The sequence below is a fragment of the Hymenobacter algoricola genome (assembly GCF_039539525.1).
Classification (GTDB): Bacteria; Bacteroidota; Bacteroidia; order Cytophagales; family Hymenobacteraceae; genus Hymenobacter; species Hymenobacter algoricola.
Genome location: NZ_BAABDH010000015.1, coordinates 30981 through 53327, shown reverse-complemented (window position 1 = coordinate 53327; position 22347 = coordinate 30981). Strand labels below are relative to the sequence as shown.

Sequence of the window (22347 nt, the reverse complement as noted above, 5' to 3'; positions counted from 1 at the left end):
CAGATTTGTTTCTTTGGGGTAATTCCTTTTCCAAACGGCGGCCTCTCGTCCGTGCTACTGCTTCCATGCGTCGAATTAGTACCTCTTTCATTGTGCTGCTCGGTCTGCTGCTGGGGCTGACCCTGCCGGGCCGGGCTCAGCAGCAGTCCGACAAACCAGCGCCCCCGGCCAAGCCCCTGAAGCTGACCCGGCGCGAGCGGAAGGAGCTGGCGCACCGCGCCGAGCTGGATATTGCCCGCCAGCAGGTGCGCGTGCTTTCGGAGAAGGACCGCGAGATGAGCGAGTCGTTCTTCGTGGAAGGCGTCAAGTTTGTGCTGCTGGAAGACTACAACAAGGCGCTGGAGCGGCTGCTGAAGGCCTACGCCCTGAACCCGACCAACGCGGCCATCAACTACAAGATTGCCGAAACCAACCTGCTCAGCGGCAATTTCAAGGATGCCACCAACTTCGCGCTCATCGCCGTGAAGCTGGATTCCAAAAATGCCTACTACTACCTGCTGCTGGCCCAGATCTACGCTTCCCAGAAGCAGTACGACCTGGCCGCCAAGGTCTACAGCAGCCTGATCCGGGACGTGCCCGACTCGGGCTACTACCTGTTCAACCTGGCCGACCTGTACATGGCCCAGGGCAAGCTGAACGAGGCGCTGGCCACCTTTGAGCAGGCCGAAAAGCAGTTTGGGCCGCTGGATGAGGTGTCGTTCAAAAAGCAGCAGATCTACCTCAAGCAGAACAACCTCGACAAGGCGCTGCAGGAAGGCGACGCCCTGATCAAGGGTAACCCCGACGAAGTACGCTACGTCATTGCCCAGGCCGAGATGTACGCCTCCAACAACCGCCTGCCCGATGCCATCCGGGTGGCGGAGCAGGCCCTGAAGCAGGACCCCGACAACCCCCAGGCCCGCATGATCCTGGCCGACATCTACCGGCAGCAGGCCAACCCCGCCGAGTCGGAAAGGCAGATCAAGCTGGCCTTCGAGAGCCCCGCGCTGGACGTGGACGAGAAGGTGCGCATCCTGCTCGACTACATCAAGCAGCTGCCCAACCCCGTGCTGGGCCAGACGGCGCTGGAGCTGGCCGCCATTACCACCCGCGTCCATCCGAAGGAAGCCAAGGCGTTTTCCATTGCCGGCGACATTCAGACCCTGACCGAAAATAAGAAGGACGCCCGCAAGTCCTACCTGCAGGCTATCCGGCTCGACAACACCAAGTTTCAGATCTGGCAGCAGGTGGTGCTTATCGATGCCGAACTGAACCAGATCGACTCGCTGCTGCGCCACACCGACAAAGCCCTGGAGCTGTTTCCGAACCAGGCCCCGCTGTGGTACTACAACGGCGTGGCGCTGATGCTCAACAAGCAGACCGTCAAGGGCATCAAGGCGCTGGAATACGGCCGCAAGCTGTCGTTGGACAACCCCGAGCTGCTGGTGCAGATTGACACTCAGCTCGGCGACGCCTACCACGAGGTGAAGGACAATGCCAAGTCGGATGCGGCGTATGACGCGGCCCTGGCCTTCGATGCCAACAATGCCCAGGCCCTGAACAACTACAGCTACTTCCTGTCATTGCGCGGGGAAAAGCTCGACAAGGCCAAGGAAATGTCGGGCAAGCTGGTAAAGCAGTTTCCCGACAACGACACCTACCTCGACACGTACGCCTGGGTACTCTACAAGCTCAAGGACTACTCGGGGGCGCGGACCAACCTGGAAAAAGCCCTCAAAACCACCAACGACGCCACGGTCATCGAGCACTACGGCGACGTGCTGTTTCAGCTCGGCGAGAAAGACCGGGCGCTGGCCGAGTGGCAGCGGGCTAAAAAAATCGGCGGGGCCTCGAATCAGATTGACCGCAAAATCAAAGACAGTAAACTGTATGAATAAGTGCTTTTCGCTGGTGCTGCTGTGGGTGGCCGTGATGCTCGGGGGCTGTAGCCCCAAGATTCTCCCCGCCCGCTCTGCCGCCACCACACCAGCCAAAGCCGCCGAGCTGGTGAAGGCCAACAACGTGGACTTTCGCTACCTGAAGGCGAAAGGCAAAATCAAGATTGACATGCCCGGCGTGCAGCAAACCGCCAACCTGAACCTGCGCATGCGCAAGGACAGCGTGATCTGGCTGTCGGTGTCGCTGGGCATTGAGGTGGTGCGGGCCTACATCACCCGCGACTCTATTCAGGTGCTCAACTACCTGCAGAAGGAATACTACGGCGGCAACTACAGCTACCTCAGCGAGCGGCTCAACGTGCCCGTCAATTTTGAGCAGGTGCAGGCCGCGCTGCTGGGCAACTACCTGAGCGCCCCGGCCGGCTCCACACCGGTTATTGTAACCGGTGCCACCACCCAGAAAGTGGATTTCAACCAGGCCAGCGTGCTGGTCACCCAGCTCATCGAGCTGGCCCGGGGCCGGGTAACCCAGCTGGCCGTAGTCGATTCCAAGACCCAGAACCAGTTTACGGCCGACTACTCCGACTTCCGCCCCCTCGACAACTCGCCCATCCAGTTTGCCTTTGCCACGCTGGTAAAGTCGCAGCCGACCAAAGGCGCGGCCTCTACCCTCACCCTCAACTACCGCAACATCGACCTGGACAAAGAGCGGCTGATGTTCCCTTTTTCGGTACCCAAAGGCTATGCGCGGAAAAAATAGCCGGGCCGCGGCCGTAGTCCTCGCGCTGCTGCTGCTGGTGCTGGCGCAGGTAGGCCCCACGCTGGCCCAGCGCAGCACCCGCCCCAAAGCCACGACCAGCCCCAAGAAAAGCAAGGCCCAGCTGGAGCGGGAGCGGCGCACCAACCTGCGCCGCATCAAGGAAACCAGCCGCATTCTGGAGCAGACCCAGAAGCAGAAGCAGGCATCCCTGGGGCAGCTCAATGCCCTGAAGGAAAAGCTGACGGTGCAGAAAAGCGTCATCAGCACCATTTCCTCGGAGCTCAAGTACCTCGAATCGGATGTGCGGCAGACCACCACCCAGGTGCAGCAGACCCAGCAGAGCCTGGCGCAGCTGAAGGCCGAATATGCCCGGCTGATTTATGCCTCGTCGAAGACGGCCAACAGCTACAACCGCATCATGTTCCTGTTTGCGGCCGAGTCGTTCAACCAGCTCATGCTGCGCCTGCGCTACATCCGCCAGTACTCGGAAGTGCGCCAGAAGCAGGCCGCCCAGATTACCAGCACCCAGCAGCACCTGAGCAGCCAGCTCACCGGCCTGACCGAGAAAAAGCAGGAGAAAAGCACGCTGCTGACCACCCAGGTAGCCGAAAGCCGCAACCTGCTCACCCTCAAAACCCAGCAGGATCAGGTCGTCACCAAGCTCAGCCAGCAGGAAGAAGGGCTGCGGCAGGAGCTGGCCGAGCGGCAGCAGGCCGTCAGCCGCCTCGATAACCTGATTGCCGAGCGGGTGCGGGATGAAATTGCCCGCGCCGCCCGCGTGGCCCGCGCCGCCGCTGCCCGCGCCGCCGCCGCCCGGGCCACCAAGGCCACCGCGGCCCGTAGCAACCCGGCCTCTGCCAGCCGCCCGGCCGAATCCGCTACGGCCCGCACCAATGCGGCCCCGGCGGCCGAGACGCCGGCGGAGGAAGCCCCTGCGGAACGGACTGACCGCGTCACGCTGACGCCCGAAACGGCGGTGCTCTCCACTTCTTTTGCCGACAACCGGGGCCGCCTGCTCTGGCCCGTCTCCCGCGGCTTTATTTCCCAGCGCTTCGGCCGCCACTCCCACCCGGTACTAAAAAACGTCATCGTCGAAAACCGCGGCGTGGATATCCAGACCAGCGCCGGGGAGCCGGTCCGCGCCATCTTCGACGGCAAGGTGCTCACCGTGGCCAGCATTGCGGGCATGAACAACATCGTCATGATTCAGCACGGCGAGTATTTCACGGTGTACGCCAAGCTGCGGACGGTCACCGTGACGGAAGGCCAGATGGTGCGCACGCGCCAGTCCATCGGCACGGTGTATACCAGCGCGGAGGGGACGTCGGAGGTGCAGTTTCAGGTGTGGCGCAACAGCTCAAACCTGAACCCGGAAAACTGGCTGAGCCGCAACCGCTAAGGCCGCCGGGCGGCCCCGAAACCAGCGGGCAAAAAAAAGCACCGTACAGCGTGCGGTGCCTTTCTGAGCTATGAAAACAAACTTAGCTACCACTTCTTATCCGGCATGGCGAAAATCACCCGAAGGTACTCTGCCAAGAGCGGGACAGTCCCTGATAACATGCCGAAAGATAGGAGCAGCCCTGGCTAAATACTATTTAATTCGCTGAATAGCCGTTTTTCCTCGGTGAAGCACGACTTTCGTTATCCGGCCGCCCGACCGGCACCGAGTTAGACCAAATTGAGACGGCTGAGCAGGGCGGCCTTGTAGGAGCTGCCAATCGGGACCGGCAGCAGCGTGGTGGTCCGCTCCGTGGTGCGGCCGGTATCCACTACCAGCGCATCGGCTTCGATAGAGGTTATGCGGTCCAGCCGCACGATGTACTTGCGGTGCACCCGGGCAAACTCGCGCGCGGGCAGCTTGGTTTCCAGCTCCTTCATAGTGGTGTACACCGTGTGCCGCTCCTTGCCCGCGTAGATGTTCACGTAGTCGCCCAAGGCTTCCACGTAGCGGATGTCGGCCGTATCCACCCGCAGCAGCTTGTGGTCCTGCTTGATGAAAATCTCGTTGCGGCTGCCCATGTACAGCGACTCCGCCGTGTCGTTGGCCATGCGCAGCAGCCCTTCGAGCTTGCGCTGCTCGAGCTCGAGCTGGGTGCGGGCCCGGCGCAGCTCCAGGTGGGCCACCACTTCGCGGGCCAGAATCCGCAGGGCGCCGCGCTGGGCCTCAGTAAGGCGGTGCGGCACGGTGTCCGTCGCGCAGAGCGTGCCCAGCGGCAATCCTTCGGGCGTAATCAGCGGGGCACCGGCGTAGAAGCGGATTTTCAGGTCTTCCGTCACCAGCTTGTTGTCCCGGAAAAAGGCGTTTTGGGCCATGTCCTCAATCTCCACCACGTCCTCGGCCAGCATGGCGTACTGGCACACCGACAAGTCGCGCGGCATGCTTTCTGGGCGGTCCAGGCCGGTGGTGGCTTTGTACCACTGCCGGTCGGCATCAATCATCGACACCATAGAGGCAGGCGTGCCGCAGATGTAGGCGGCCAGCTGCACCAGGTCGTTGAACACGGTTTCGGCCGGGGTGTCCAGAATCTGGTAGTTGCGCAGCGCTTCCAGACGCTCGGTTTCGTCCACAGCCCGCAGCATGACGCCGGGAAATGGCTGGGGAACGGTAGGTTGGCGCGTTTTCACGGACATAAGCTGACTGAAGCCGGGTAGAGGGAGTCGAAGGTAGGAGTCGCCCGCCGCACACCAGAGGTTTACCCGGTGAACGAGCTCCGGTACGCGGCAAGTTAAACTATGTACGCGGTGAACGGTTCTGACAGCTACGTAAATAGGCCCCGTTTCGGATGGCCGGCGGCGGCGGCCAAAGACGGTTTTGAAAATTATCGGGTACCTTTACCAATCCTGAATCAGCCGAACCCGCGTATACTAGCCTTTGTACCCTAAACCGGCTTCAGGCCACCTCCCATGACACTCGCCTCGCTTTTTCTGATTGGTAGCTTCGGCACGACCGAAATTCTGCTGATTCTGTTCGTAGTTATTCTCCTGTTCGGCGCCAAGCGCATCCCGGAGCTGGCCAAAGGGCTGGGCAAGGGCATCCGCGAGTTCAAGGACGCCTCCAAAGATGAAAAGCCGGAGTTCCACGACCGGCCCGTGAATCCGAACGACCCGACCAACACCCGCCTGTAACCCTGTCAGCCATGCAGACTCCCCTCTTTCTGTTCCTCGGCGACCTGGGCGGCGGCGAAATCATGCTGATCATGGTGGTCATCCTGATCTTCTTCGGCGCCAACAAGATTCCCGAGCTGGCCCGCGGCCTGGGTAAGGGCATCCGCGAGTTCAAAGACGCTTCGAGCGAAATCCGCAGCGAGTTTGAAAACGCCGGCCGCCAGCCCCAGCCGCCCCAGGTCTACCACGACCCCAGCCAGTCGGTACCGCCCGTAGTGTCTGCCGTGCCCGCTCAAGCTGAAAATTCCTTAGTTTCGGACGCCCATGTGGTGACGCCGGCCCCGGTGGCTCCGCCGCTGGACGGGAGCCCGGTGCCGCCCGTGAAGGAGCGGCCCCGGTTTGATCAAATGTCTAACGAATAGTACCCCCTTGAGACGGTTCAATTCTCTTACGGAAGTTCGAAACGAGCTGACGGCAGGCACCACCACCTGTCGTCAGCTCGTGGAGTATTACCTGGATAACATCCAGCGGAAAAGCCACCTGAATGCTTTTCTGGAAGTCTTCGCCGACGAAGCCCGCATCCAGGCCGACGCCGTGGATGCCAAGCTGGCGGCCGGTACCGCCGGCAAGCTGGCGGGCATGGTCATCGGGCTGAAGGACGTGCTGGCCTACAAGGACCACGCCCTGCAGAGCAGCAGCCGCATCCTCGACGGCTTCACGTCGCTTTATACCGGCTCGGCCGTGCAGCGCCTGCTCGACGAGGACGTTATCGTCATCGGCCGGCAGAACTGCGACGAGTTCGCCATGGGCGCTTCCAACGAGACATCGTACTTCGGACCCGTCCGCAATGAAATTGACCCGGAGCGCGTATCCGGGGGCTCTTCGGGGGGCTCGGCCGTAGCCGTGCAGGCCGATCTGTGCCTGGCCTCGATTGGCTCCGACACCGGCGGCTCGGTCCGCCAGCCGGCGGCTTTCTGCGGTATCATCGGCTTCAAGCCCACCTACTCGCGCATTTCCCGCTACGGCCTGATTGCTTACGCCTCGTCGTTCGACCAGATCGGCACGCTCACCCGCTCGGTCGACGACGCGGCCCTGCTGCTGGAAGTAATGGCCGGCGCCGACGACTTCGACAGCACCGTCAGCCAGCAGCCCGTGCCGGCCTACAGTGAGCTGCTCACGCCCGCGTCCCACTACCGCATCGGCTACATCCGCGACACGATGGAGCGGCCGGGCCTGAACCCGGAAATCAAGGCGGCCGTGGAAGGCGTGCTCGACTCGCTGCGCGACCAGGGCCACGTGGTGGATGCCGTCGACTTCCCCTACCTCGACTTCATCGTCCCTTCCTACTACATCCTGACCACGGCCGAGGCCAGCTCCAACCTGAGCCGGTTCGACGGGGTGAAGTACGGCTACCGCGCCCCGGATGCCACCGACCTGGAGTCGCTCTACAAGAAAACCCGCGCCCAGGGCTTCGGCCCCGAGGTGCAGCGCCGCATTCTGCTGGGCACCTTCGTGCTGTCGGCCGACTACTACGACGCGTACTATACCAAGGCCCAGAAGGTGCGCCGCCTGATCAAGGAGAAAACTGACGAGCTGCTGCGCCAGTACGATTTCCTGGTGCTGCCGACCACGCCCACCACCGCGTTCCGCATCGGCGAAAACGAGAAGGACACGCTGGCCATGTACCTGGCCGACATCTTCACGGTGCAGGCTTCGCTGGCCGGCGTCCCGGCTATTTCGGTACCCGCCGGAACGGATGCGGCCGGGCTGCCTATTGGCGTGCAGATGCTGAGCGGGGCGTTCCGCGAGGAGCACCTGCTGGCCTTTGCCAAATCGGTGACGGAAACCCTTACCCCCGCCATGTGATGAGGAAGGCGTGGGGTCGGCTGGGGGTGGTGCTGCTGCTGGCGGCCGGGGTTCATCCCGCCGCGGCTCAGGTGCAGCCCGCGCTGACGCCCGCCCAGCCCGCCGACACGGCCCGCGTCCTGCTCCAGCTGCCGCCCGACTCCCTCGTGGCCGAGCCGCCGGTGGAAGCCGTTGACTCGGCCCGGCTGGTGTGGCTGCAAACCCCGCCGGAGCTGAAAGACCTGGTCGGCGACCGGGTAAACTGCTTCGAAACCGACGTGCCCCACGTGTTCAACGGCACGGTGATGAGCTTCGTGAACTACTTCACGGTGCGCAACCGCGCCTACACCCAGCGGATTCTGGAGCGGCAGAACCTGTACTTCCCGCTGTTTGAGAAATACCTGGCCAAGTACCACCTGCCCCAGGACCTGAAGTACCTGGCGGTGGTAGAATCGGCGCTGCTGCCCACGGCCCGCTCCCGGGCGGGAGCCGTCGGGCTGTGGCAGTTCATGGGCCCCACGGCCGGCGACCTGAAGCTGGTGCGCAACGAGTACATCGATGAGCGCATGAACCCGGAGAAGTCGACCGAGGCGGCCTGCAAGTACCTGCGCGACCTGTACCGGCAGTTTGGCGACTGGGAGCTGGTGCTGGCGGCCTACAACTGGGGCGGCGGCCACCTGAGCCGGGCCATGAAGCGCACCGGCCAGCGCAACTTCTGGGCCCTGTACCCCTCGCTGCCCAAGGAGACGCGCAACTACGTGCCCACGTTCACGGCCCTGCTCTACACGATGCAGTACGCCAACGAGCACCAGCTGCACTCCGACCAGCTCCACTACCTCTACCCCGAGCCCACCGATACGCTTATCATCTCGGGCCGCAGCCTGGACCTGCGCAAGTTCTCGGCCCAGTTCGGGCTCGACTCCAGCGCCATTCTTAAGCAGAACCCGGAAATCCGCAAGACCTACCTGCCGGCCACCATCCGCAACTACGCCCTGACCGTGCCCAGGTGCGTGAGCGTGGAAATGGCGGCCCTGGACCGCAACACGGTGCTGGATTTCTGCCAGGTAGCCCCGCCCCCGCCGCCCCCGATTGCGCCCGTGGCCCCGGCCCTGGACGGCACCGACTCGACCCGCACGCTGCTGGCAGCGGCGGAGCAGACCGTGGCCGACAAGCCCGACAAGCCCAAGCTTCGGCGGGTGCGCCACACCGTGCGCCGCGGCGAAACCGTGGCCGCCGTGGCGGAGCGCTACGAGGTGACGCCCGCCCAGATCCGCCGCTGGAACGAGCTGCCCCGCAGCCGGCAGACCCTGACGCCCCGCCAGCAGCTGGTGGTATTCCTGCCCGTGGAGAAGCCCGAAGCAGCACCCACCGGGGCCGTTGTAGCCAAGCCGCGCATTCCGGCCCGGCTGCCTCTGCCAGCCGATAAAACTATCGTAGCGGCCGCCGCCGCGGAGTCCGGCACCCTGGAAACGGCCACGGCCGCCGAGCCGGCCCCCAAGCCGGAGCCGGTAGCCGCCAAAGCTGTGGTTGCCACTCCCAAATCATCGAAAGCAGTCCGGGAAATGGCAGCTGTTGCCGGACCGGCGGTGGCCCCGGCTCCCGACGACAGCCTGCCCGCCACCTATCTGGTGCGACGCGGCGACTACCTGACCAAGATTGCCCGGGAGCGGGGCCTGCTGGTATCCCAGATTATGGCCTGGAACAAGCTGACTTCCGAAACCGTGGTGCCCGGGCAGAAGCTGGTTTTTACCGCGCCCACTGAAACCGAGCCCGGCACCCTGGCCCTGGTGCCGGCTGCCCCGGCTCCCAAAGCCCGCCGCCCGGCGGCTCCCGAGCCGGTTGGCCCCGCCCTGACGCTGCCCAAAACCCACCTCGTGCAGCCCGGCGACACGCTCTACAACATCTCCCGCCGCTACCAGGGCGTGACCGTGGACCAGCTCCGCAAGCTCAACAACCTCAAATCCGACGAGGTGAAGCCCGGGCAGAAGCTGGTGATAGTGCAGAGCTGAGTAGTGCCGTTCAACGCAGTGGTGCCACAACTTGGAGTCGTGGCACCACTGCCGGGCATATACCGAAACCGTCGCGCAGACGTGAACAGGCGTTTCTACAGACCAAGGCAGCCCAACGCGGCAGCCTTTTTTTGTGCCTGTAATGTCTAACCTGCTGCCCGACAAAACCGCCCCGGTTGCGCGGACGGGCCGTTTCGGGCCGGTTTCCGGGGTGAAAACCCCGCATTTCCAAGTCTGACAGCGTCGTATTTTGGTTGGGGGCCGGCATTGCCGTATTGCGCCAATTGCCTATTCTTACGACAGTTACCGCTATCCTACCGCCGCCCACACCTATTCCTTTCCTGCGCCGGGCCGGTTTCGCCTCCCCTCCTGTTGCTCCTGCTGCGCGCGTCGCCCGCTGCCTCTTTCGGTAGCCGGCCAGGCCGTGGGCGCGGGGCTTTTTTATTGCTTCACTTCTAAGCCCGCTATGACAACCTGCCGCCTCCTTACCCTGGTCCTGCTGCTGGCCAGCGCCTGCAAGAAAGAAACCGAGCTGGACGCGCTGCCCAAAGCCACCCGGGAGGGCAAGCACACCTTCGGCTGCCTCGTGGACGGCAAAGCCTTTCTGCCCAAACCCGCGCAAGCCACTTCCATTACCAACCGCCAGCCCTTGGAAGCTTACGTCTATCAAGGGTATTTATATATATCTGCCAGAGGTGACGGTGGAGTAGACATTGTAGTAAAGGAGGCTTTTAAGCCTGGCAAATACTTTCTAAACTCTACTTCATCGGGAAGTAACGGCTACTATAAAGATGCTACTGGGCAGTATTTTACCAATGATGTGCAAATAGGTGAAGTTGACTTAACCCGAATCGATACACTGCAAAAAATTGCTGCTGGCACATTCCGATTCTCCGCCGCCGGTATTTCCACGACAGCAGGCAAGACCGTCACCATCACCGACGGCCGCTTCGACGTGCGGCTCAAATAAGCTTACCCAGTTTCTTTTTCCTCACTTCCCAACCTCCATTCTTATGCCTAGTCCCGATAACCTGCAGATTACCCTCAGCGCCGCCGACCTCCAGAAGATAACCGCCGCCCTGGATGCGCTGGACGCGGCCCTGGCCCCGGTGCTCATCACCCTCACCGCGGCCCAGATTCGCCGCCTGCCCAAAGCCTCCGACGCGTCGCTGCCCTTCATCCAGAAAGCCCTCGACCTGGCCGAGCTGCACCCCAAGTTTGCCCCGGCCTACCTCAACGTACCCGAGCTGCGCCTCGACCTGACGGCCTGGCAGCAGCTGCAAAGCATTAGCCGCCGCCTGCAGCCCCTGGCTACCGGCCTCACCCATACCAGCATGAAGCTGGGCAGCGAGGCCTTTGTGGCCGCCCTGTCGTTCTACGGCTCTGCCCAGCAGGCTGCCAAGCAGGGTGTGGCCGGGGCCCAGGACTCGGTAGCGGAGCTAAAGCCCCGCTTCGAGCAGGACGCGCCCAAGAAGCCCTAGCTAGCCCGGCCGCGTATCGGCGACGCAACTTCCCGTCGCCGATACGCGCCGTTCCGTCTTCGATACGCGGAATTCCATCTTTGCTACGCAACCTCCCGGCTTTGCTACGGGAGGTTGCGTTTTTTTTACGGGTCGTCCCGTCTCGGGCACGCAGGGGCGCGTTTCCGGGACGGGAGCGGGCGTTCCGGCGACGCGAAACTCCGTCGCCGGAACGCCCGCTCCCGTCTTATTTACGCGCTGACGGGCAGGAAAAACGAGCGGCTGAGGGGCTTTTACCCGGCCGCCCGTCGTCGGGAGGGAGGCGGCCGGGGCTTTACCCACCGCGGCCGGTTTTGGCAAGTCCGCCCCGGGCCAGGCTCCCGGGCTTTCCGCTTCCCGGCCGCGCCGGCACTTTGATTCCGGCTGATTTGGCCCCAACTTGCTTACTTGCTCTCCCAGCAGCTCACCCATTGCCACCCCCCCATGCTCAAGATCAACAAGCAGGAAGCCCTCGACTACCACTCCCAGAGCCCCGCCGGCAAGATTGAAGTAGTGCCCACCAAGCCCGTCAGCACCCAGCTCGACCTGGCCCTGGCCTACTCCCCCGGCGTGGCCGAGCCCTGCCTGGCCATTGCCGCCAACCCCGACGACGTCTATAAGTACACCGCCAAGGGCAACCTGGTGGGCGTCATCAGCAACGGCACCGCCGTGCTGGGCCTGGGCAACATCGGCCCGGCGGCCTCCAAGCCGGTGATGGAAGGCAAGGGCGTGCTGTTCAAGAAGTTCGCCGGCATCGACTGCTTCGACATCGAAATCGACGCCACCGACCCCGACGAGTTTATCCGCATCGTGAAGTCGCTAGAGCCCACCTTCGGCGGCATCAACCTGGAAGACATCAAGGCCCCCGAGTGCTTCGTGATTGAGAAGGCCCTGCGCGAGCAGATGAACATTCCGCTGATGCACGACGACCAGCACGGCACGGCCATTATTTCCTCCGCCGCGCTGCTCAACGCCCTGGAAGTGGTGGGCAAGCGCATCGACGAAATCAAGCTGGTCGTAAGCGGCGCCGGCGCCGCGGCCATTAGCTGCCTGCGCCTGTACCGCGAGCTGGGCCTCAAGCACGTCATCGTCTTCGACAAGGACGGCGTCATCAACCAGCAGCGCACCGACCTGGCCGAGCTGCAGATGCAGTTTGCCACCGACAGCCCCATCACCACCCTGGCCGAGGCCATGCAGGGCGCCGACGTGTTCCTGGGCCTCTCGGCCGCCAACGTGCTGCCCGCCGAGCTGCTGCTGCTGATGGCCGCCGACCCGATTGTGTTTGCCCTGGCCAACCCCAACCCCGAAATTGCCTACGACGTGGCCATGGCCACCCGCCCCGACCTGATTATGGCCACCGGCCGCTCCGACCACCCCAATCAGGTCAACAACGTGCTGGGCTTCCCCTACATCTTCCGCGGGGCCCTGGACGTGCGGGCCACCGAAATCAACGAGGCCATGAAGCTGGCCGCCGTCACGGCCCTGGCCGAGCTGGCCAAGGAGCCCGTGCCGGAGATGGTCAACAAGGCCTACGGCGACAACACCCTGGCCTTCGGCCGCACCTACCTCATCCCCAAGCCCCTCGACCCGCGCCTGATTATCACCGTCAGCACCGCCGTGGCCAAGGCCGCCATCGAGAGTGGCTCGGCCCGCCGCATCATCACCGACTGGCAGGCCTACGAGGACGAGCTGCGCAGCCGCCTGGGCGTGAATCAGAAGCTGATGAACCGCATCACCTCGGCGGCCAAAAGCAGCCCCAAGCGGGTGGTATTCCCCGAGGCCGACAACTACAAGATCCTCAAGGCCGCCCAGATCCTGCACGACGAGGGCATTGCCAAGCCCATCCTGCTCGGCAACCGCGAGAAAATCGACGCCATTGCCCGCGCCAACTCCCTGGACCTGGAAGGCTGCGAAATCATCGACATTCTCAAGGAAGACGCCAAGCGCGAGGAGTACACCAAGCTGCTGTTTGAGAAGCGGGGGCGGCGCGGCATCACCCTCTACGAAGGCCGCCGCCTGCTGCGCGAGCGGAACTACTACGGCTCCATGATGCTCGAATGCGGCGACGCCGACGCCTTCATCACCGGCCTCACCAAAGACTACGGCAAGTCCATTATTCCTTCCCTGCAGGTGATTGGGGTGGAAGACGGCGTGCAGCGGGTGGCGGGCATGTACATCATCCAGCACAAGAAGGGCCCCTTCTTCTTCGCCGACACCACCGTCAACATCGACCCCACGGCCGAGGAAATGGTGGACATCATCGGCCTCACCGCCCGGGCCGTGCGCTTCTTCGACACCGAGCCCCGCATTGCGGTGCTGAGCTACTCCAACTTCGGCTCCAACGCCGGGGAGCTGCCCGGCAAGGCCCGCAAGGCCACCGAGCTGGCCAAAAAGCGCTACCCCGACCTGATTCTGGACGGCGAGATGCAGGCCAACACGGCCCTGAGCCCCCAGCTGCTGCAGGAGCACTACCCCTTCAGCGAGCTGGCCGAGAAAGGCGCCAACACCCTGATTTTCCCCAATGTGGTGTCGGGCAACATTGCCTACAAGATCCTGCAGGAAATCGGTGGGGCCGAGGTTATCGGGCCCGTGCTGATGGGCATGCGCAAGCCGGTCCATATCCTGCAGCTGGGTGCCACCGTGCGCGACATCGTCAACATGACTGCCATTGCCGTAGTCGATGCCCAGACCTACGGACAAACGCTATAGAGCCGGGTGAACGTCGTTCCGAGCGAAGCCGAGGAATCTCGCGTGCTGATGTCTGAGTAGTACTCCAACGACGCCGAGCCAGATGCTTCGACTGCGCGGACGCCAGATCAAGCCTGACGTTCCAGATTCTAGAAAAACCGGCCGGACCACCCGACCGGTTTTTTCTTTTTCCCGGGCGGCGCGGCCGGGAACGGTTTATTCCGATTTGGTGCTTACCTCAAACCAGCGCCAAAAATCCGTAGATTTGGGTTAGCTCCCGCCAGCTTCACGTTCGGCGGCTTGCGGCTGAAAGGCTGGCGCTGCCACCACTCACCCCTACCAGTCCCGAACTGCCGGCCTGCGCCGGTCTTACTGTCCCTATGATTGCATACATCGACGGAACCCTGGCTCACAAAGACCCCACCATGGCCATCATGGACGTGAGCGGGGTGGGCTACGAAATCAGGATTTCTCTGGCCACCTATTCCAAGCTCCCCGCCGAGGGCCAGAAGGCCAAGCTCTTTACCTTCCAGCACATCAAGGAAGACGCCCACACCCTCTACGGCTTCCTCGACCCCAACGAGAAGGCGCTGTTCATGCAGCTTATTTCGGTGTCGGGCATCGGGCCGGGCACGGGTATTATGATGGTGAGCAGCATGAGCGTGGGCGAAATCCGCCACGCCATTGTGCAGGAAGATGTGCGGGCCATTCAGAGCATCAAGGGCGTGGGGCCCAAAACGGCCCAGCGCGTGATTCTGGAGCTGCGCGACAAGATGCGCAAAGACGAGCTGCTGGCCAAGGCCGGCGTGGATACCGTGCCGATGGCCAAGGCACACAATACCAACCGCTCGGAAGCGTTAGCCGCCTTGGTGACCCTGGGCTTTGCCCGCGCCGCCGCCGAAAAAACCCTGGATCAGATCCAGAACAAGCACGGCCACGAGCTGAGCGTGGAGGGACTGATCAAGTTTGCGCTCAAGTCCCATTAGATTTTACGCGGCTCGCCGCTTGATTGCTTCCTTTGAACTCTGGTAAGAAGTTACTCACTGCCTCTGTAGTCGTTTTTGCGTCGCTGGTAGCCTGGTGGGCGCAGGCTTCCCCGGTCGGAGCCCCCGGCTTTGCCCTGCGTCAGCTCTGGGCCTGGCTGCCCGCGGCCAAGGCCGCCGGCCGCTTCACCGCGGCCCCGGACACGCCCCGCGTGGCGCTGCCCGATACCAGCCGCTACCGCCCCAGCCGCCGGCCCAAAGTGGATCCGAAAGACCGGGCGGGCACGCCGTTTTCGCCCCAGCGCCGTCGCTCGCCCCTGCTGCTGGGGCTGCCCGGCAACGTGAACCTGAACGTGACGCCCGACGACAGCCTGCAGTACTTCGACATTCGCGAGCGGGTGGGCCAGGAAATCGACTACCGCGACCCGAGCCGTATGACCTTCGAGGAGTACTCGGAGTGGCAGCAGCGCGAGGCCATCCGCAACTACTTCCGGGCCAAGTCCAGCGGTGGCGTGGCCGGCGACCCGGAGGCCCCTACCAGCAAGCGCCTGATTCCTAAGATCTACCTGGGCCCGATGGCCGACCGGATTTTCGGGGGCAGCTACGTCGATATCCGGCCCAACGGCGCCGTGACCCTGCGCATGGGGGCCCGCTTCAACCGCAACCAGAACCCCACCCTTACCCTGCGCCAGCAGCGCGTGGGCGACTTCCAGTACGATCAGACGATGAACCTGAACCTCACCGGCCAGATCGGGGAGAAGCTCAAGCTCACGTTTAACTACGACACCAAGGCGGCCTTCGACTTCGAGAATAACATGAAGCTCGATTACACGGGCTTCGAAACCGAAATCATCCGCAAGATCGAGCTGGGCAACGTGAGTCTGCCCATCACCAACTCGCTGATCCAGGGCGGGCAGAACCTGTTCGGGGTGAAAACCCAGCTCCAGTTTGGCAAGCTGGCCGTGACGGCGGTGGCCAGCACCCTGCGCGGCACCGCCGACGAGGTGAGGGTACAAAACGGCGCCCAGAGCCGCAACTTCGAGCTCAAGGCCAGCCAGTACGATCGGGACCGGCACTTCTTTCTCTCCCACTTCTTCCGCGAGCGGTACGACGCGGCCCTGCGCAACCTGCCCACCATCCAGTCGGGGGTAGAAATCCGGCGTGTAGAGGTGTACATCACCAGCGACAACCGCACCGCCGAAAACCTGCGCAACGTGGTGACGCTCCAGGATCTGGCCGAGCCGGTGCGGGTGTACCGCCCGCAGTTCCGCGCCAACCAGCGCCGCGCCGCCGCCGACAACAAGATCAACCCGGAGTTTGCCGCCGTGGTGCAGGGCGGCCCAACCGCCCGCGGCAACACCAGCGTCGACACCTACCTGCAGACCACCCCCGGGCTGCAGCTGGAGAAAAGCGTGGACTTTGAGCGGGTGCGGGCCCGCAAGCTCGACCCCCGCGAATTCACCTTCAATGCCCAGCTCGGCTACCTCTCGCTGAACACGCCCCTGCTGCCCGAGCAGGTGCTGGGCGTCTCCTACGAGTACATCTACAACGGGCAGACCTACCAGGTGGGTGAGCTACAGGAAAGCTACAGTGAAGTAGGGCCCGACCAGGTGATTTTCCTGAAGATGCTGAAGGCCACCAACCCGGGCGTGGGGCTGGCCAACCCGAGCGTGAATCCCACCAACCTGAACCTGCTGACGCGGAACCTGCCGACGTGGGATCTGATGATGAAAAACATCTACCCGCTGAACGCCAACCAGCTCAACCGCGACAACTTCCAGCTGCAGATCGTTTACAAGGACGACCAGACGGGCGTCGATCTGGTATCGTTGAAGGAAGGCGAAAGGATCAAGAACCGCCCGCTGGTGGAGGTGCTCAACCTCGACAACGTCAACCCCAACAACGACCGGAACCCCGACGGCAACTTCGACTTCTTCCCCGGCACCACCATCGACCCCGACCTGGGCAAGATCATCTTCCCGGTGGTGGAGCCCTTCGGCAGCTTCCTCACCGCCCAGTTCGACACTACGGGCGCAAATGGCGCGGCCGAGCGGGAGCTGGTGCGCAAATACGTATATCAGGCGCTCTACAACCAGACCCAGAGCGACGCTCAGCAGATTCAGGAGAAGGATAAGTTCTTCCTGCGCGGGCGGTTTCAGGCTACGGCCACCGACGAAATCAACCTGCCCGGCATCGGTATTGCCCAGGGCTCGGTGCGGGTCCGCTCGGGCAGCACCCTGCTGGAAGAAGGCCGCGACTACCAGGTTTTCTACGACCAGTCGAAGGTGAAAATCCTGAACCCGAGCTACCTGAACTCGGCCAACGAGCTACGCATCGAGTTCGAGAAGAACGCGCTGGTGCAGGTGCAGCCCCGCAGGCTGCTGGGAGCCCGCTTCGACTACCGGCTGAATCAGGACGTCAACTTCGGGGCCACGGTGCTGCACCTGCTCGAAAACCAGGCCCCGGGCATCAACCGCGTCAACATCGGCGACGAGCCCGGCAACAACACCATCTACGGCTTCGACGTGAATGCCCGCCGCGACTCGCGGGCCCTGACCAAGTACCTCGACCTGCTGCCCTTGATTTCGACCAAGGAGCCTTCCTCGGTCGCCTTCAGCGGCGAAATTGCCCAGCTCGTGCCGAGCCGCTCGAAGCTGGGCAGCCGCGGCGAGAACGGCGTGTCCTACATCGACGACTTCGAGAATGCGCGCACGCCCTACTCGCTGGGCGGCCTGAACTCGGCCACGCTCTGGCGCCTGGCCGCCACCCCGCGCACGCTGCCCGGCGGCCTCGTCACCGACCTTTCCCACTCCTACAACCGGGCCAAGCTGGCCTGGTACACCGTCGACCAGAGCTACTATACCGGCGGCTCCAACAAGCCCGGCAACATTTCGGACGGCGACCTGCGCAACCACTACACCCGCGGCGTTAAGCGCACGGAGATATTCCCGAACCGCGACGTGGGCGCCACCGGCAACGGCTTCGAGTACACCCTCGACCTGGCGTACTTCCCCAACGAGCGGGGCCAGTACAACTACAACCCCGCCGTTTCGTCGGACGGCCGGTTTCTGAACCCGGCCACCCCCAGCCTGAACGCCGATAACTACGGCGGCATCAGCCGCGAAATTACGTTCGACACGGATTTCGACAATGCCAACGTGGAGTACATGGAGTTCTGGATGATGGACCCCTTCCTGAAGGGCGTCAACGGCCAGGTGAACGACTCCCAGAACCCGCCCACGAACAACAGCACCGGCGGGGAGCTGTACCTGAACCTGGGCTCGATATCGGAAGACGTGCTGCGCGACAACGCGAACGAGTTTGAGAACGGCCTGCCCGACGGTGCCACCATCACGGCCCAGGACGTGCAGGCCACCATCTGGGGGCAGGTGACGCGCCAGCAGTTCCTGACCGACGCCTTCAGCGCCGCCCCCGGGGGCCGCAACCAGCAGGACGTCGGCCTCGACGGCCTCACCGACGACGCGGAAAAAGCCTTTTTCGCCCAGGCCAACCCCGCCTACGGCAGCATCGACGACCCCTCGGCCGACAACTTCCGCCACCACCTCGACGGCGGCTACGACCAGACCGACACCAAGATTCTGGGCCGCTACAAGCAGTACAACGGCATGCAGGGCAACTCGCAGGAGGACAGCCAGCAAAGCTCCACCGCCTACCCCGACAAAGAAGACCTGAACCGCGACAACGTCATTTCCGACACCGAGCGCTACTACGAGTACCGGGTGCCCATTACCCCGACCAGCCTGGTGGTGGGCCAGAACTACATCGTGGACCGGGTGACCAACAACATCGGCGGCGAGCTGGTGTCGTGGTACCAGTTCCGCATCCCGGTCCGGCAGCCTACGGCCGTGCGGGGTGCCCCGGCGGAGTTCGGCTTCAAGTCGATCCGCTTCGTGCGCATGTACCTCACTCAGTTTGCCGAGCCCGTGGTGCTGCGCATGGCCCAGCCACAGTTTGTGGCCAACCAGTGGCGCCGCTTCCTGAGCCCGATTACTGTATCCGGCCGGCCCTGCGTGGGCTGCGGCCCCGACAACACCCCGTTCACCATCTCGACGGTCAGCATTGAGGAAAACGGCGTTGCGGCCGTAGCCGGCAAGGGCTCTATTCCCTATGTGCTGCCCCCGAACATTCAGCGCGACCGGGAATACGGCTCCAGTACCGTCAACCGGGAGCAGAACGAGCAGTCGTTGCGCCTGTGCGCTGATAACTTACTTCCTGGCTTCGGCAAGGCGGCTTACAAGAACGTGAACATCAACATGCTGCGCTACAAGCAGCTGCGGCTGTTCCTGCACGCCGAAAGCGAGGACCGCAACGTGACTTCAGGCGACGTGCGGGCCTTCGTGCGCATCGGCACCGACTACACCCAGAACTACTACGAGTACTCGCTGCCGCTGACCATCACCCAGCCCGGCGCCTCCAGCCAGGCCGAAATCTGGCCCACGGAAAACGAAATTCAGATTTCGTTTCAGGACTTCATTGACGCCAAGTCGGAGCGCAACAAAGCGGCTTCTCCCGATTACCTGGTTCCCTTCGTCAAAACCCTGCCCAACGGGGCCACCATCAAGATTGTCGGCAACCCCGACTTCAGCGCCGTGCAGGGCGTGCTGATCGGGGTGCTGAACCCCGGCGACGACTTCCAGCCCAAGTCGCTCTGCCTGTGGGCCGATGAGTTTCGGGTATTTGACTTCGACCGGGAAACCGGCTGGGCAGCTACGGCCCGCTTCAACACCAAGCTCGCCGACCTGGCCAACATCACCGCCACCGGCAGCTTCACCTCCGTCGGCTTTGGCGGGCTGCAGGACAAGCTGGCCCAACGCTCCCTCGACGACGTGCTGCGCGGCGACCTGAATGCCACCGTGGCCGCCGACCGGCTGCTGCCCGAGCGTCTGGGCGTGAAGGTGCCTGTGCTGCTGCAGACCGGCCACGAAAGCCGCTCGCCCCGCTACGACCCGCTGGACCCCGACACCCGGCTGACCCAGTCGCTGGAGAAGTTTGAGAGCACCCAGGAAAAGGCGGCCTACCGCAAGGCCGTTATCGACCAGACCACCAGCCGCAGCATCAGCCTGCTCAACGTGCGCAAGGAAAGAACCAACCCGGACCGCAAGCCCCGCCCCTACGACGTCGAGAACCTGGCCCTGAGCTACTCGCTCACGGAGCGGGAGCACACCGACATCCGCACCCGCAGCGACTACACCCGCACCTACAACGCGGCCGTGGCCTACCTCTACCAGACGACGCCGAAAAACTACACGCCCCTGGCCAAGATCAAGGTGCTGGACTCGCCCTACCTGAAGATTATTCAGGACCTGAACTTCACGCCCCTGCCCAGCCGCTTTTCCTTCCGGGCCGACATCGACCGGCGCTACAATGAGCGGTTTCTGCAGCGCACCCTGGTGCCGGGGCAGGTGCCGACGTCGGCGGGCATCCCGGGCATTTTCCAGAAGAGCTTCTTCTTCAACCGTATCTACGACCTGAAGTGGGACCTGACCAAAAGCCTGATCTTCGACTACACCGCCAACAACCGGGCGGTGGTAGACGAAGGCCTGGGCCGCACCATCGGCAGCGGCGACACGGCCCGGGCCAACCGGGCGCTGCTGCGCGACAACCTGTTCCGCAACGGGGGGCGCACCACCAACTTCAACCAGACCGTCGCGCTGACCTACCGCCTGCCGCTGGACAAGTTTCCGCTGACTGACTGGCTGTCGGCCGATACGCGCTACGCCGCCAACTACACCTGGGAAGCGGCTTCCACGGCTCTGACGGCGCCTTTGTTTCCCAACGCTACCTCGCCCGACAGCCTGAACCTGGTGACGCCCATCAGCCTGGGCAACACGATTCAGAACAACCGGGAGCTGAGCGCCAACGGCAAGATTGACCTGGTAAAGCTCTACAACAAAGTGCGCTTCCTCAACATCATCAACAACGCTCCGCCGCCGGGGGAGGCCCGCAAGGATGACCGCGGCCCTCGCAAGGGGCTGCTGCCCGCGCTGGGTCAGCCCCAGGCCACCCGCGTCGCCGCCGCCGACGCAGCGGCCCCGGCCGACTCGACCAAAGGCCCCGAGCTGCGGGCGCTGAAGGCCGTGCTGCGGTCGTTGATGACGGCCCGCTCCCTGAACTTTACCTACACCCGCAGCCAGGGCACGCTGGTGCCGGGCTACCTGCCGCGCACCAAGTTCTTCGGCCTCGACGACCAGCTGCAGCCGGGTATTCCATTCGTGCTGGGTCAGCAGGCCGACCTCAACGGCCTGTTCAATCAGATTTACGCCGACAGCATTTATACCCGGCGCAGCGACCTGCTCAACACGCCATTCAGCTCCCTGCTGACCGAGGCCCTTACCCTGCGCACCACGCTGGAGCCGATCCGCGACTTCAACATTCAGCTGGACGGCCGCCGCAACGTGATTCGCAACCGGGAGGTTTTCTACCGTCTGCCCATCGATACGGCCACGCTGGCGCCGGTCCGGGGCGAGATTCCGCGGGCCAGCCAGCCGCTGGGCAACGGCTCGTTCAACACGTCCATCATCACCATCCAGACCATGTTTGGTGACTTGAGCTCGAACGGCAACGTCTCCAAAGCCTTTGAGCGCTTCATCAGCAACCGCGAAATAATCCGCAACCGGCTGACGGAAGCCAACGAGCTGACCCAGGATCAGAGCCCGCAGAACCCGCGGCGCTTTGGCTACGGCTACAACTCCCAGGATGTGCTGGTGCCGGCCTTCCTGGATGCCTACCAGGGCAAGTCGTCGGACGGCTACAAGGCCAAGCGCTTCAACCCCTTTGCGCAGCTGCCGATTCCGAACTGGACTATTCAGTACAACGGCCTGGCCGAGCTGCCCTTCGTGAAGCGCTACTTCCGCTCCATCACCCTGAATCACGGCTACTCCTCCACCTACAGCGTGGCCAGCTACACCACGTCTTCGCAGTACAACGCCGAGCCCCGAAACGACAACGACCTGTCCAACGTGTTCAACACCAACAACCAGCTGATTCCGTACTACGTGGTTGGGCAGGTCAGCATTGCCGAGCGCCTGACACCGCTGATCGGGGTCAACTTCCAGACCCTGCAGAAGGTAACCGGCCGCCTGGAATACCGCACCGAGCGGGCCCTGGGCCTGAACACGACCAATGCCCAGGTGACGGAGCTGCACACCGAGGAAATGGTCATTGGCTTCGGCTACGCCACCAACCGGCTGAAGATTCCGTTCCGCATCGGGGGCGAGCAGAAGATTCTGCGCAATGAGCTGACGGCCCGCCTGGACCTGTCCATCCGTGACAACTACACCATCCAGCGGTCCATCGAAGGTTCCGTGGATCCTTCACTGAGCACGACGGGCAGCGTCGGCCGGCCCAGCGGCCTGATCACCAACGGCACCCGCCAGATGCAGCTGCGCCCCACCATCGACTACGTGCTCAACCAGCGCCTGAATCTGCAGTTCTTCTTTACCCGCACCGTCAACAGCCCGCGGGTGCAGAACTCGTTTAAGAACTCGGCTACGGAAGGCGGGATTCAGCTGCGCTACAGCCTGTCGCAGTAGCAGCGCCCCATTCTGCCCGCAGAAAACG

General features: G+C 63.3%; 13 protein-coding genes. 12 read left to right on the top strand and 1 reads right to left on the bottom strand.

Translation table 11 applies throughout. From position 1 onward, the window contains the following. The first annotated feature begins 65 nt into the window (after window positions 1-65). Genes ABD842_RS03655 through ABD842_RS03645 form a run of 3 tightly spaced genes read left to right on the top strand, consistent with a single transcriptional unit; the run spans window position 66 to window position 4036 of the window. Window positions 66-1877 carry a tetratricopeptide repeat protein gene (locus tag ABD842_RS03655; RefSeq protein WP_345110206.1) on the top strand — a complete coding sequence of 604 codons (1812 nt, stop codon included), beginning with the start codon at window positions 66-68 and terminating at the stop codon, window positions 1875-1877. Continuing rightward, window positions 1870-2637, top strand: coding sequence for a lipoprotein insertase outer membrane protein LolB1 (lolB1, locus tag ABD842_RS03650; protein ID WP_345110204.1), 768 nt, complete (start codon window positions 1870-1872; stop codon window positions 2635-2637). Before ABD842_RS03655 ends, lolB1 begins: the two co-directional genes overlap by 8 nt. Continuing rightward, window positions 2621-4036: a murein hydrolase activator EnvC family protein gene (locus ABD842_RS03645; RefSeq protein ID WP_345110201.1), complete on the top strand. Its 1416-nt coding sequence runs from the start codon at window positions 2621-2623 to the stop codon at window positions 4034-4036. Before lolB1 ends, ABD842_RS03645 begins: the two co-directional genes overlap by 17 nt. A 269-nt stretch (window positions 4037-4305) precedes the next feature. On the opposite strand, the gene ABD842_RS03640 is transcribed toward ABD842_RS03645, so the two are convergent. After that, entirely contained in the window at window positions 4306-5217 is a 912-nt protein-coding gene (locus ABD842_RS03640; RefSeq protein ID WP_345110198.1) for a LytTR family transcriptional regulator DNA-binding domain-containing protein, read from the bottom strand. Between the two features lie 324 nt (window positions 5218-5541). On the opposite strand from ABD842_RS03640, the gene ABD842_RS03635 reads away from it, so the two are divergent. The 9 genes from ABD842_RS03635 to sov all read left to right on the top strand — a co-directional run bounded on the left by ABD842_RS03635 (window position 5542) and on the right by sov (window position 22319). Then, a complete protein-coding gene (locus ABD842_RS03635; protein ID WP_345110196.1) occupies window positions 5542-5763 on the top strand; it encodes a Sec-independent protein translocase subunit TatA/TatB in 222 nt (73 codons plus the stop codon). 11 nt (window positions 5764-5774) lie between these two features. Further along, window positions 5775-6164 carry a Sec-independent protein translocase subunit TatA/TatB gene (locus ABD842_RS03630; protein WP_345110194.1) on the top strand — a complete coding sequence of 130 codons (390 nt, stop codon included), beginning with the start codon at window positions 5775-5777 and terminating at the stop codon, window positions 6162-6164. 7 nt (window positions 6165-6171) lie between these two features. Next, window positions 6172-7608 (top strand): Asp-tRNA(Asn)/Glu-tRNA(Gln) amidotransferase subunit GatA, encoded by a 1437-nt coding sequence (gene gatA / locus ABD842_RS03625; protein WP_345110191.1) that lies wholly within the window; start codon window positions 6172-6174, stop codon window positions 7606-7608. Next, the gene (locus tag ABD842_RS03620; RefSeq protein ID WP_345110188.1) at window positions 7608-9596 is read left to right on the top strand and encodes a LysM peptidoglycan-binding domain-containing protein; all 1989 of its coding nucleotides are present in this window, start codon (window positions 7608-7610) and stop codon (window positions 9594-9596) included. The genes gatA and ABD842_RS03620 overlap by 1 nt, the downstream gene beginning before the upstream one ends. A 466-nt stretch (window positions 9597-10062) precedes the next feature. Further along, window positions 10063-10566: a Riean_0653 family protein gene (locus ABD842_RS03615; RefSeq protein ID WP_345110185.1), complete on the top strand. Its 504-nt coding sequence runs from the start codon at window positions 10063-10065 to the stop codon at window positions 10564-10566. Between the two features lie 43 nt (window positions 10567-10609). Continuing rightward, window positions 10610-11077, top strand: coding sequence for a hypothetical protein (locus ABD842_RS03610; protein WP_345110184.1), 468 nt, complete (start codon window positions 10610-10612; stop codon window positions 11075-11077). A 462-nt stretch (window positions 11078-11539) separates the two neighbouring features. Beyond that, entirely contained in the window at window positions 11540-13804 is a 2265-nt protein-coding gene (locus tag ABD842_RS03605; protein ID WP_345110182.1) for an NADP-dependent malic enzyme, read from the top strand. A 359-nt stretch (window positions 13805-14163) separates the two neighbouring features. After that, a complete protein-coding gene (gene ruvA / locus ABD842_RS03600) occupies window positions 14164-14769 on the top strand; it encodes a Holliday junction branch migration protein RuvA (protein ID WP_345110180.1) in 606 nt (201 codons plus the stop codon). 32 nt (window positions 14770-14801) lie between these two features. Next, a complete protein-coding gene (gene sov, locus ABD842_RS03595) occupies window positions 14802-22319 on the top strand; it encodes a T9SS outer membrane translocon Sov/SprA (protein ID WP_345110177.1) in 7518 nt (2505 codons plus the stop codon). The last annotated feature ends 28 nt before the right edge of the window (window positions 22320-22347 follow it).